The sequence below is a fragment of the Paracoccus tibetensis genome (assembly GCF_900102505.1).
Taxonomy (GTDB): domain Bacteria; phylum Pseudomonadota; class Alphaproteobacteria; order Rhodobacterales; family Rhodobacteraceae; genus Paracoccus; species Paracoccus tibetensis.
The window spans coordinates 318382-330702 of the sequence record NZ_FMVT01000001.1; the positions used below are offsets into that span (position 1 = coordinate 318382).

The 12321-nt window shown below is 71.4% G+C and carries 11 protein-coding genes; 7 read left to right on the forward strand and 4 right to left on the reverse strand.

Features of this window, described 5'->3' with window-relative positions:
• Positions 1–28 precede the first annotated feature (28 nt).
• A complete protein-coding gene (locus BLP73_RS01615; RefSeq protein ID WP_090739759.1) occupies positions 29–1036 on the reverse strand; it encodes a DctP family TRAP transporter solute-binding subunit in 1008 nt (335 codons plus the stop codon).
• A gap of 138 nt (positions 1037–1174) precedes the next feature.
• On the opposite strand from BLP73_RS01615, the gene BLP73_RS01620 reads away from it, so the two are divergent.
• The 5 genes from BLP73_RS01620 to BLP73_RS01640 all read left to right on the forward strand — a co-directional run bounded on the left by BLP73_RS01620 (position 1175) and on the right by BLP73_RS01640 (position 6039).
• Complete coding sequence (locus BLP73_RS01620; protein WP_090739760.1) at positions 1175–1996, forward strand: IclR family transcriptional regulator; 822 nt, start codon at positions 1175–1177, stop codon at positions 1994–1996.
• 1 nt (position 1997) lies between these two features.
• Entirely contained in the window at positions 1998–3167 is a 1170-nt protein-coding gene (locus BLP73_RS01625; RefSeq protein WP_090739761.1) for an acetyl-CoA acetyltransferase, read from the forward strand.
• Positions 3164–4738 (forward strand): acyl-CoA synthetase, encoded by a 1575-nt coding sequence (locus BLP73_RS01630; RefSeq protein WP_090739762.1) that lies wholly within the window; start codon positions 3164–3166, stop codon positions 4736–4738. Before BLP73_RS01625 ends, BLP73_RS01630 begins: the two co-directional genes overlap by 4 nt.
• Entirely contained in the window at positions 4735–5562 is an 828-nt protein-coding gene (locus BLP73_RS01635) for a PPC domain-containing DNA-binding protein (RefSeq protein WP_139165871.1), read from the forward strand. The genes BLP73_RS01630 and BLP73_RS01635 overlap by 4 nt, the downstream gene beginning before the upstream one ends.
• Positions 5563–5835: 273 nt before the next feature.
• A complete protein-coding gene (locus tag BLP73_RS01640; RefSeq protein ID WP_425415678.1) occupies positions 5836–6039 on the forward strand; it encodes a hypothetical protein in 204 nt (67 codons plus the stop codon).
• 251 nt (positions 6040–6290) lie between these two features.
• On the opposite strand, the gene BLP73_RS01645 is transcribed toward BLP73_RS01640, so the two are convergent.
• From BLP73_RS01645 to BLP73_RS01655, 3 genes are all read right to left on the reverse strand, one after another.
• Positions 6291–6941: a YjbF family lipoprotein gene (locus BLP73_RS01645; protein WP_245686499.1), complete on the reverse strand. Its 651-nt coding sequence runs from the start codon at positions 6939–6941 to the stop codon at positions 6291–6293.
• Positions 6938–9151, reverse strand: coding sequence for a YjbH domain-containing protein (locus BLP73_RS01650; protein ID WP_090739765.1), 2214 nt, complete (start codon positions 9149–9151; stop codon positions 6938–6940). The genes BLP73_RS01645 and BLP73_RS01650 overlap by 4 nt, the downstream gene beginning before the upstream one ends.
• A 137-nt stretch (positions 9152–9288) precedes the next feature.
• On the reverse strand, positions 9289–9870 hold the full coding sequence (locus BLP73_RS01655; protein WP_090739766.1) for a hypothetical protein: 582 nt from the start codon (positions 9868–9870) through the stop codon (positions 9289–9291).
• 333 nt (positions 9871–10203) lie between these two features.
• Here BLP73_RS01655 and dusB point away from each other — a divergent pair, with 333 nt between their 5' ends.
• Positions 10204–11205, forward strand: coding sequence for a tRNA dihydrouridine synthase DusB (dusB, locus tag BLP73_RS01660; protein ID WP_090739767.1), 1002 nt, complete (start codon positions 10204–10206; stop codon positions 11203–11205).
• Positions 11202–12317, forward strand: coding sequence for a two-component system sensor histidine kinase NtrB (locus BLP73_RS01665; RefSeq protein ID WP_090739768.1), 1116 nt, complete (start codon positions 11202–11204; stop codon positions 12315–12317). Before dusB ends, BLP73_RS01665 begins: the two co-directional genes overlap by 4 nt.
• The last annotated feature ends 4 nt before the right edge of the window (positions 12318–12321 follow it).

The following is a 12321-nucleotide window of genomic DNA, read 5'->3' on the forward strand; positions in this document are numbered from 1 at the left end:
TATTTGGGCACAGAAGATGCGGCGGGCGTCAGTTCGCCGAGGCGATGGCGTCGCGGAAGGACTGGACGAGGTCGGGGCCGACGCGTTCTGCCCATTGGTCGAAGGCGGGCTGGGTGGCCTCGCGAAAGGCGGCGAGTTCCTCCTCGGTGGGTTCGTAGACCTCCATGCCGCGCTCGCGCAGGAAGTCGAGGCCGGTCGCGGTGCCCTCGCGGGTGATCTGGCGCTGGTAGTCCATCGCCTCGGCCGCGGTTTCCTGCAGCATCGCCTGGGTTTCCGCGTCGTAGCTGTCCCATTTCGCCTTGGAGATACCGAGGAAGACCGGATCATATGAATAGTGCCAGGTGGTCAGGTAGCGCTGCACCTCGAAGACCTGCTGCGGGATGATCACGGCGCCAATCGGGTTTTCCTGTCCGTCCACCACGCCCTGCTGGAGGGCGGTCAGCGTCTCGGTCCATTGCATCTGCTGGGGGTTCGCGCCGAGCGCGTTCATCACGTCGATATACATCGGGCCGGCGACGCGCATGTTGAGGCCGGCCATGTCGGCGGGCGAGGTGATCGGGCGGACGTTGTTCGTCACCTCGCGGAAGCCGTTCTCGCCCCAGGCCAGGACCTTGATGCCCTTTTCCTCGAGGATCTCGGCGAGGCGCTCGGCCGGGCCGCCCTCGGCGGTGGTGGCGTCGACCTGGTCGTAATTGGCGTAAAGGTAGGGCAGCGAGAAGACGGCCATCTCGGGCACGAGGGGCGTCACGTTGATCGCCGAGGTCACCACCAGGTCCAGCGCGCCGCGCCCGACCATGTCGGCCTGGCGCATCTGGTCGCCGCCCGCGAGCTGGGCGTTGGGGAAGACGCGGACCTCCATCTCGCCGCCCGAGCGTTCGGCCAGCAGCTCGCCAAAGCGCTCGGCGCCCTTGTGCCAGGTCGTGCCGTCGCCGGTGTTGTGCGACAGGCGCAGCGTCTCTGCCGCGGCCGCCCCCAGGCCGAGCGTGGTGGCCAGCGCCGTGGCCAGCGCGAAGCGGCCGAGTTTCATGAAGCTCATCCGGTGTCCTCCCCCTGTGTCTGCCGCCCCTCCGCAGCATTGGTTCACATGATGGTTTCATCCAGGCCGGGTTTGCAAGAATAATCTTGCACTCCGTCGCGCATTCTCGTCATCCTTGGTGCAGGAGGAGCGAGAGCGATGCGAGCCGAGCGGGATGAGGTTCATCATGCGGACCCGGAGGGGCCGAGCGGCACGCAGAGCGTGGACCGGGCGATGGCGCTGCTGGACCTGATCGGGCGGCGCAGCGTCGAGGGGGTGTCGCTGTCGGGGCTGGTCGCGGGGAGCGGGCTGAACAAGGCGACCGTGCGGCGGCTGGTGCTGGCGCTGATCCGGGCGGGCATGGTCGCGCAGGACGAGGCGAGCCGCCTTTATCATCTGGGCGATCAGGCGCAGGTTCTGGGCGCGATGGCGGCGCAGCGGCCAGGGCTGGCGCGGCTGGCCGGGGAAAGCGTGATGCGGCTGGCGCAGGAGGTCGGGGACGCCGCGCTGCTGTCCGTGCGGCGCGGCGCGTCCTCGCTGTGCCTCTTGCGCGAGGACGGGGCCTATCCGATCCGCACCCATGCGCTGGTGCCGGGGCAGATGCATCCGCTTGGCGTCGGCGCAGGCTCGCTGGCGCTGCTGGCGGCCCTGCCCGAGGGCGAGCGGGAGGAAGTCATGGCCGCCAACGCCGCCCATCTGGCGCGGGCCTTTCCCCATTACGCGCCGCGGCTGCCGGCGCTGGTGGCCGAGACGGCGGCGCAGGGCTTCGCGCTGAACCCGGGGCTGATCTTCGAGGGCTCCTGGGGGATGGGGGTGGCGCTGCGCCACCCGGGCGGGCGGCTGGCGGGGGCCCTGTCCATCGCCGCCGTCGACAGCCGGATGCGCGAGGCGCGCCGGCCCGAGTTGCTGGAGCGCCTGCGGGCCGAGGCGGCGCGGATTGAACGCAAGCTGGCGCAGGTCGCGCCGCGTCAGGGAGGATGAGATGGCAGATCCTATGATCGTGGGCTGGGGGCATACCGTCTTCGGCAAGTCCGAGCTGGAGGATACCGAGGCGCTGATGGCCGCCGCCGTTGGCCCGGCGCTGGATCATGCCGGCATCGGCGCGGAGGATGTTGACGGGATCTTCGTCGGCGTCTTCAACAACGGCTTTTCCCGGCAGGACTTCCAGGCGGCGCTGGTCGCGATGGGGGACGAGGCCTTCGCCCATACGCCCGCCACGCGCTACGAGAATGCCTGCGCCACCGGTTCTGCGGCGCTGTTCGGGGCGATGGACTTCATCGCCTCCGGGCGGGGGCGGATCGCGCTGGTGGTCGGGGCCGAGAAGATGACGGGGGTGCCCACGGCCGAGGTCGGGGACATCCTGCTGGGCGCCAGCTACCGCCGCGAGGAGGCCGAGGTCGAGGCGGGCTTTGCCGGCCTCTTCGGGCAGATCGCGGCCGGCTACTTCCAGCGCCACGGGGACCAGTCCGAGGCGCTGGCGATGATCGCCGCGAAGAACCACGCGAACGGGATGGCGAACCCCTATGCCCATATGCGCAAGGACCTCGGCACCGCCTTTTGCAACACGGTCAGCGAGAAGAACCCGCGCGTGGCGGGCCCGCTCAGGCGCTCGGACTGTTCGCTGATCTCGGACGGGGCGGCGGCGCTGGTGCTGGCGGATGCCGAAACGGCGATGGGGATGCGCCGCGCCATCGCCTTCCGGTCCCGCGCGCAGGCCAGCGACATCATGGCCCTGTCGCGCCGCGACGTGCTGGAGTTCCGCGGCGCGCGCCTTGCCTGGGGCCAGGCGCTCGAGGCGGCGGGCGTCACGCTGGACGATCTGTCGCTGGTGGAAAGCCACGACTGCTTCACCATCGCCGAGATGCTGGAATACGAGGCGATGGGCCTCGCCGCGCCGGGGCAGGGCCATCGCGTCATCCGGGACGGGGTGACGGCGCGGGGCGGGCGGCTGCCGGTGAACCTGTCGGGGGGCCTCAAGTCCAAGGGCCATCCCATTGGTGCGACAGGCGTTTCCATGCACGTCATTGCCGCGATGCAATTGGCCGGCGAGGCCGGCGAGATGCAGCTGCCGGGCGCCACGATGGCCGGGGTCTTCAACATGGGCGGGGCGGCGGTCGCGAACTACGTCTCGATCCTGGAGCGGGCGCGATGACCCCTGTCTCGACGCGGGTGATGAACCTCTGCCATTTCCTGACGCAGAACGCCCGGCGCTTTCCGGACCGCCCCGGCTTCATCAAGGGCGAGGCGCGGACGCCTTGGGCCGAGATGCAGGCCCGCGCCGGGGCCTTCGCGCAGGCGCTGGTCCAGGACTACGGCCTGCAAAAGGGTGACCGGCTGCTGGTGCAGTCCGCCAACTGCCTTGAGATGTTCGAGGCGATGTTCGCCTGCTGGCGCGTCGGCGCGGTCTGGGTACCGGCGAACTTCCGTGGCGCGCCGGACGATCTGGCCTTTCTGGCGGCCTCGTCGGGCGCGAAGCTGCTGCTCTGCGGCGCCGAGTTCGCGGATCACGCCGCCGCCTGCAAAGGCTCGGTCGAGGCGGTCATCTCCATCGGCACCAGCAGCTTCGGGACCGACTACGACACGCTGGTCGCCCGCCACGCAGGCGCCCTGCCGCCCGAGGCGGAGGTGCAGCGCGACGATCCCTGCTGGTTCTTCTTCACCTCGGGGACGACCGGGCGGCCCAAGGCGGCGGTGCTGACCCATGGCCAGATGGCCTTCGTCGTCACCAACCACCTGTGCGACCTGATGCCCGGCACCACCGAGGACGGCGCCTCGCTGGTCGTCGCGCCGCTGTCGCACGGGGCCGGCATCCACCAGCTGGCGCAGGTCGCGCGCGGCGTGCCGACGATCCTGCCGGCGGGCGAGCGCTTCGATCCGGCCGAGATCTGGGCGCTGGTCCAGGAGCACCGCGTCACCAACATGTTCACCGTCCCGACCATCGTGAAGCTGCTGGTCGAGCACGAGGCGGTGGACCGCTTCGACCACTCCTCCCTGCGCCACGTCATCTATGCCGGCGCGCCCATGTACCGGGCCGACCAGGTGCGGGCGCTGGAAAAGCTGGGCCCGGTTCTGGTCCAGTATTTCGGCCTCGGCGAGGTGACGGGCAACATCACCGTCCTGCCTCCCGCGCTGCACTCGGCCGATGACGCGGCCATGCGCATCGGCACCTGCGGCTTCGCGCGGACGGGCATGCAGGTGCAGGTGCAGGACGCCGAAGGGCGCGAGCTGCCCCCGGGCGAGACCGGCGAGATCGCGGTGATTGGCCCCGCCGTCTTCGCCGGCTATCACCAGAACCCCGAGGCGAACGCCAAGTCCTTCCAAAACGGCTGGTTCCTGACCGGCGATCTGGGGCATCTGGACGCCGAGGGGTTCCTCTACCTGACCGGCCGGGCCTCGGACATGTACATCTCCGGCGGCTCGAACATCTACCCGCGCGAGATCGAGGAGAAGCTGCTGACCCATCCTGACCTTGCCGAGGTGCTGGTCCTCGGCGCGCCGGACCCGGTCTGGGGCGAGACGGGGCTTGCCGTCTGCGTGCCGCGGCCGGGCGCCCGGCCGGAGCCGCAGGCGGTGCTGGACTGGCTGGAGGGCAGGATCGCCCGCTACAAGCTGCCCCGGCGGATGGTCCTGTGGGAGGCGCTGCCGAAATCAGCCTATGGCAAGATCACCCGCAAGATGGTGCGCGAGGAGCTGATCGCTCGGGGCGAATGGCCGGCGGCATGAGCCTGCCGCACCTCACCCATCCCGGCCCGGTCACCGGCCCGCGCCTCGAGGCGCTGCCGGCCCGGGCGCATCCGCTGACGCTGCGCCTGCGCGCCGGCCGGCCGATCTTCACGGCTGCGACCGAGGCGCTGGCAGCGGCCGGCTTCACGGCCGGCTACCTGCGGCTGGACGGCGCGGTGCTGTCGCCGGTGGTCCATGTCATCCCGGCCCCGGCGCCGGGCGACGGCCGCGTGGCGTGGTTCAGCGCCCCCCGCCACCTTGCGCGGGCGCGCGTCGGGGCGGGCGGTCTGCATGTCGGCACCGATAACGGCAGGCCCTTCTGCCACTGCCACGGGGTCTGGTCCGGGGTCGACGCGCCGCCGGTGATGGGTCACCTTCTCGGCGACGAGAGCCTTCTGGCCGAGGATGTGGTCGTGGTGGGATGGGGCCTCTCGGGCGCCGCCTTCCGGCGCGAGCACGACCCCGAGACGCGCTTTCCCATCTTCGCGCCCGTGCCCGCGCCGCTGATCGCGGGCGGACGTCCGGCCTGGCTCTGCCGCCTGCGTCCGAACGAGGATCTCGCGCGGGCGATCCACAGCCTGAACCTGCCGCAGGCGCGGATCGAGGGGATCGGCAGCCTGATCGGCGCGCGCTTCCTGATCGAACCCCCGGTCCCGGGCGAGGCGGCCGAATTCCTGATCGAGGCCGGAGTGGTCGGCCCGGACGGCCTGCGCCTGCAGATCGCGGCCACGGGCCTGGATGGCCGCCTTCGGCGGGGGCTGCTGGCGCCGGGTCGCAACCCCGTCTGCGTCACCGCCGAACTGCTGCTGCTCCCCGGCGGCTGACACACGGCACGCGTGCAGCGAAGGTCTGCGGCGCAAGCCGAAACTGCAGCCGGCACGGCCGTCCGAAGCCCGCGTGTGCAGATTTGCCACAGTCGCGCGGCGGCCTTCGGGGCGGCGGAACGAAGCGACCCGAAGGGTGTTTGCCAATATGCAACAGTGCGCTCAACCCCTCGGCGGATTTGATTTAATGCTGCTTTTCAACCCGCCGGGATTGTGTAACTGTCGCATCGATGTTGCCGGAGACGGCAGCCTTCAATGAAACGGAGCATGATCATGACCAAATTTGCTACTTTCGCTGCCGCTCTCTCCCTGTCGGCTACCTCGGCTCTGGCTGGTGGCTTCGTTGCCCCCGTCGTCGAAGTCGAGCCCGTCGTTGTGGAGCAGCGCGCTGCCACCACCAACGCTGGCCTGGTTGTCCCGGCCCTGCTGCTGCTGGCCGTCATCGCCGCCGTCGCTTCGGACGACGACGACAGCTGATTTCGAACCGACCGGAGCGATCCGGTCTGTTCAAAGGGGGTCGGCCCGACGGGTCGGCCCCCTTTTCGTCGTGGCATCAGGTCGTGCTGTAATCCCGCGCCTCCTGCCTCTCCTGTGCCGAAATATCCTCGGGGGCCCGGGGGGCGAAGCGCCCCCGGCGGCCGCGCCGCGCAGGACGGCACCTGCCGATACGCTGCCAACACAAAGGGCCGGCGCAGCGCACCGGCCCTCCAGCTGAACGGCCACGCGCCTCAGGGGCGCAGCGTGGCGATCGTCACATAGCCGATACCCGGCCCGACCCATTGCCGCGAGACCGGGATCTGGCCGCCCTGCACCGCGTAGGTGTTCTGGAACGAGGTGCCGTGCCCCTCGCAGCTTTCCTGCACCAGCCCCTGCGCGGCCGGGGCGACGGTGCAGGCGAAGCGCAGCGGCCGCTCGAGCCCGTCGCCGCCCAGATAGCGCATCACCCGCGTGCCCGTTCCGGACGCGCCCGCGCGGATCAGCCCCTCGGTGCCGGGCTCGGCCACGGCGAGGTCCTGGCCGAGGATGCCGCGCGTGCCGACGATCATGCCGCCGCGCAGGATGACCGCCTCCTCGGCGGGGTTCATGTAGGTCCGCATCGCGCCGTTCTGGCCCGTCATCGCCATGATCTGCGTCTGCTTCAACTCCTCGAAGCCGACCTGGATCAGCGGGCCCGGATTGACCTGCAGCGCCTCGGCCGCGCGCTCGGCGTCGGAGCGGGGCGCGGCGGGCGCCGCGGCAGGCTCGGCGCCGGGCAGGCGGCTCGTGACGACCTGCTGGACGGCCTGGCCGACGACGCCCGGGCCCTGGTTGCCGCAGGCCGCCAGCAGGGCCAGCGCCGCGAGGGCGAGCATCCGGTTCGATCCACGCAGCATGTTCATCGCCAGAAGGCCCCCCAGCCCTGTTGCAGTTTGACTGAATGGCTGTCGCGGACCTTGTCGTAGAGCCGGTCCTGGACCTCCAGCCGCGCCCCGCCGTCGCGCGAGAGCGAGCGGATCGTGCTGCCCGCACGCTCGCGCGTGGGCGTGCCCGCCGCCCAGCTGACCGGGATCGACAGCGAGATCCCCTTGTCGAAGCTGCCCTCGCCGAAATCCTCGGCCGAGATGTCGGTCTTGGTCGCATAGGCGCCGACGCGCCAGCCGTTCTCGAACTCGCGCGTCAGGCGGACGGTGGCGCCGACATCGCCGGCGAGATACTGGCCGACATCCAGCTGCGCCGTGAAGCCCTGGCGCAGCTCGTAATAGGCCGAGACATGGCCCGTGGTAACCTCGTAGTCGCGGAAGTCGAAGAGGCCGTCGAAGTCGCGCTTGCGCACGCGGTTCACCTCGACCCCGAAGGCGAGTTGCGAGTTGACGGGCTTCCACAGCACCTCGGCCGAGACCCCGCCATAGGCGCGCTCCAGCAGGCCGACGGTGACGCGGCTGTAGATGTCCTGCGACGGCTTCGCGAACCAGGCCAGCGTCAGCTCGGGGATGACGGGGCTGGTCGCGCCGCGATACATCCGCGTGTCCGAGCGCACGCGCGGAATGCCGCGATAGCTCTCGAAGTCCGGGTTCGACAGGTATTCCTCGGGCGTGAAGTGCTCGCCGCGGCCACAGCGCCCGATCTCCTCGCAGATGTCGTCCTCGCGCGGGATGCCCGGGCCGCGCTGGCTCATGTTGCCGAAGGCGCGCTGGCGGATCGCGCCCGAGGCGACGAGGCCCGGCAGCAGCTCGTAGCTGGCCCGCGCCTCGGCGCCGACCTCGTAGCGCAGCGGCTCGGCCGGATCAAAGATGCCGAGATCGAAATACGGCCCCACGCGCCAGCGGAAGCGCGGGAAGACCCCCTCGGTCGGCACGAGGCCGGCAGGGCGCGGCACCGCGTCCGACAGGTCGATGGCTTGCGCGATCTGGCCGACCTCGGTGTTCTCCAGCCGCTCGACATCGCTGCGCCGCACGGTCAGCGAGGAGGTCGGCAGCCCGTCGGCCGAGGAGGTGATGACCAGCGTCTCGACCGTGGCCGGCAGGGCGCGCGTCATCAGCCGGGCCGTGCGGCCGATGGCCTGGGACTGCTGCAGGTAGCGGGTGTTGCGGATGCGGACCTCGGCGCGGGTCGCGGTCAGGGCCATCGACTCGAGGATCTGCCCTTCCTTGGCCAGCGCGTCGCCGAGCGCCTTCTGGATCGCCGGCTGCGCGGTCGGGTCCTGCGCCCATTCGGCCGACCACGCCTCGCGGTCCGCGGCGGGGTTCGGGCGGGGGCGGACGGGCGCGGGCGCCTTCTCGAGGCCCGAGGGGAAGGCCGCCGCGCGCGGGTTCAGCGCCACGGTGAACTGCGCGGAAAGGGTCTCGCCGCCGATGCTGTATAGGCCCAGCTCGTAGTTGCGGCCGACGCGGTAGCTGGCGCCGAAGTTCAGGCGGTTCGGCTCGAAGTCGATGTCGCGGGTGGTGCCGCCGCTGTAGCGCGTCTCGTAGCGGTCGTTCGAATATTCGGCGATCAGGCTCAGCTGGTCGTTCACCTGCCACGAGACCGAGGCGAAGGGCCGCGCGCCGCCGCTGAACCATTCGCTGGCGCTGACCGTCCCGCCCAGATCGCGCGAGTCGATGACGCGCGGCCGGCCGGCAAGCACGCCCCAGCCCAGGCCGACGCTGGCGCGGATGGCGGGGGTGATGTCGCGGGTGGCGACGATGTATTCGCCCGAATAGACCCCGGTCCCCAGGAAGTCCTGCAGGCCGATGGCGATCGCCGGGCGCCAGCCCTCCTGGTCCACGACGCTGAAGCGCAGGTCGAACGAGCGGTCGCGGATGTAGCCGAGATTGTTGTGATCGTTGATCCCGTCCACGCGCGCATAGCGCAGAACCGTCGTCAGGCGCGGCGTGACCTGGAAGGTCAGGTTGTTGCGCTGGTCGTGCTGGTTCTTGGTGACGGTGCCGGCCAGCGTGCCCTCGGGCAGGACCTCGGCCGTCGGCGTCTCGATCCCGCCGGCAAGGCCGAAAGCCGACATGTTGCGCCCGAGCGTCGGCTCGGCCATTGCGGTGCCGCCGCAGGTCAAGGCGAGGATGGCGAGCGGCAGCGTCGTGACCATCAACTGGCGGGTCAGGGGCGAGCGGCGCATGGTCGTCATCCTTTCGGTCGGGCGGTCGAGCGGCTTTCGGGCGGAAGGGTCGCGGGACAGGGCAGGCGGGTCTTCTTCGCTTCGCAGGGAATTGCGCGCGGGGCGAGACACGGTTTCGTGACCGCCCCGGCCGCAGGTCAGCCGCTGGTGGCGGGGGCGTTCGCGGCCGCGTCGGCGCTTGGCGTCGCCACGGCGCCAGGCTCGGCGCAGCCCGCGCGGGTCTCGCCGCCGATGGTCAGGCGGGCGGTGAAGGGCTGGCGGGCGCCGGCGGCGTCGCGGCAGGCGACGGGGCGCAGGTTCACCACGAAGGGCCGGCCGTTCAGCACGCCGATATACTCGACGCCGCCGGTGAAGGGGATGCGGTTCACGGCGATGCTGCGTCCCGCCTCGGCCTCGGAGGCGCGGTAGACGGCGCTGTTGCCCGCGATCTGCACGTTCCAGAAGGGCTCGGCGCCGCGGGCGATGAAGGCGGCGGTCTGCGAGGTGACGGGCTCGATCGTCGCCACGGCGCGCGGCTCGGCGGTGCCGGTCTCGATCGGCTGGACCAGGGGCGAGACGACGGGGCCGCGCGGCTCGGCCGGGGCGGCGACCTCGCCGGTGGCGTCCTCCTCGGCCGCGCCGCCAACGCCCAGGTTGCGGCGCAGGTCCATCATCGCCTCGCTCTCGCAGGCGGCGACGGGCAGGGTGAGAAGCGCGACGAGGGCAAGACGCGTGAGCATGGGCTTTGGCCTTCTGGTTCTGGATCACTGTCCCGGCCAGCGTTAGCAATCCCGGTCCGCTGCGGCAAGCGGGCGGCGCAAGATTGGGCAGAACCGCGCCGTCGCGGTCGCGGTGCCGCAGGCGCGGCCGTTTGCCTTGTGCGCCGGTTTGGACTAGGGGCTTGCGGCTTGCGGACCTCCGCGGCCGCCAGGCCCGCGCGGCGAGGTGCGCCCTGCCCAAACGCGCGGCGATGTGCTTAATTGCAAGGCAACAACCTGCCGCCCGCGAAATGGGCAGCGCGCGGCTGCACTGCTGTCCTTGCGGGCGGGCAGGGGCAAGGCGAAGGAGACGATATGCAGCTTCCAGATCCGATCATCCTTGGCGACACGCATCTGGGCCCGCCGGTGTTCCTTGCACCCATGGCGGGTATCACCGACCTGGCCTTCCGCCGTGTGGTTGCGGGCTTCGGCGCGGGGCTTCTGGTCAGCGAGATGGTCGCCTCGACCGAGATGGTGACGCCCCGACCGTCGACCCGGGCGGCGGTGCGGGCCAAGGCGCTGACCGAGGGCGGGCTGCCGGTCAGCGTGCAGATCGCCGGCCGCGAGGCCGGGGCGATGGCCGAGACGGCGCGCATCGTCGAGGGCATGGGCGCGCGGATCATCGACATCAACATGGGCTGCCCGGCCAAGAAGGTGACCGGCGGGCTGTCGGGCGCGGCGCTGATGCGCGATCTGGACCATGCGCTGTCGCTGGTGGACGCGGTCGTCGGCGCGGTGGACGTGCCCGTCACGCTGAAGATGCGGCTTGGCTGGGACGCGGATTGCCTGAACGCCGCCGAGCTGTCGGCGCGGGCGCGGGATGCCGGGGTGCAGATGCTGACCGTGCATGGCCGCACGCGCGCGCAGTTCTACAAGGGCCGGGCGGACTGGAGTGCCATCCGCAGGGTGGCGAACCTGCCCCACCGCCCGCCGCTGGTCGCCAATGGCGACATCGCGGACGCGGCCAGCGCGGCCGAGGCGCTGCGGCTCTCGGGCGCGGAGGCGGTGATGGTCGGGCGGGGCGCGCAGGGGCGGCCTTGGCTTCTGGCCGAGATCGCCCACCGGCTGTGGGGCACGCCCGCGCCCGTGATCCCGCGGGGCGCGGCGCTGGCCGACCTGGTGGCCGCGCATTACGAGGGCATCCTCGGCCTCTACGGGCGCGAGCTGGGCCTGCGCGTGGCGCGCAAGCATCTCGGCTGGTACGCCGAGGCGAACGGCGCGCCACTGCGGACCGAGATGCTGCGCGCCGACAGCCCGGCCGAGACGCTGCGCCTCGTCCGGCTGGCCTTCGCCGAGGCGGAGGGGGTCGCCGCATGAACGCACCGCGCCCGCGCGATTTCGTCGAGGCGGCGCCGGGGCCGGGCTGGGACGTGCTGCCCCTGCCGGCGCTGATCCTGGACGCGCGGGGGCGGGTGGCGGCGATGAACGAGGCCGCCGAGATCTGGCTGAACATCTCGCGCAACTCGATCCTCGGCCGCGCGCTCGAGGACGAGGACCTGGGCGCGCGGCTGCGCATCTCGCCGCCCGTGGCGCCGCTGGCGCTGCGCGTCGCGGCGATGCAGGAGGCGCTCTATCATCCCGGCATCACCTTCGAGATCGGCGATCGGGCGGGCGGGCACCAGACCCGCCGCGCGGCGCTGCATCTGGGGCCGGGCGGGCAGACCGGGGGCGCCGTCACGCTGCTGATCGTCCCGCAGGAGATGGACGGGCTGCACCAGTCCCGCTCGGTCCGCAGCGCCGCCCGCAGCGCCATCGGCATGTCCGAGATGCTGGCCCACGAGATCAAGAACCCGCTGGCCGGCATCCGCGGGGCGGCGCAGCTGATGGCGATGAACGCGACGCCCGAGGATCGCGAGATGGCCGAGATGATCGTCAGCGAATCCCGCCGCATCGTCGCCCTGCTCGAGCAGGTCGAGCGCTTCGGCGACACCTCGGCCCCCAACCTCGAGCCGATCAACATCCACGACGTGCTGGAGCAGGTGCGCCGCTCGGCGACGGTGGGCTTTGCCCGCGACGTGGCGATCGTGACCGATTACGACCCCTCGCTGCCGATGGCGCTGGCCGATGCCGACCAGCTGATGCAGGTCTGCCTGAACCTCGTGAAGAACGCGGCCGAGGCGCTGGCGGGCAAGGCGGGCGGCACCATCCGCCTGCGCAGCTTCTACGACCACACGCTGCGGCTGCCGCCGGACGCCGCCGATCCGGTCGGCCGCCCGCTGCCCCTGCAGATCGAAGTCGAGGACAACGGGCCGGGCTTTCCCCCCGCCATCGCCGACCAGGTCTTCGAGCCCTTCGTGTCGGGGCGCGAGAACGGCACCGGCCTCGGCCTGGCGCTGGTCAGCAAGATCATCACCGACCACGGCGCGCTGATCCGGGTGGACAGCCGCCCCGGCCGCACCGTCTTCCGCATTTCCCTGCCCAAGGCATAAGGAC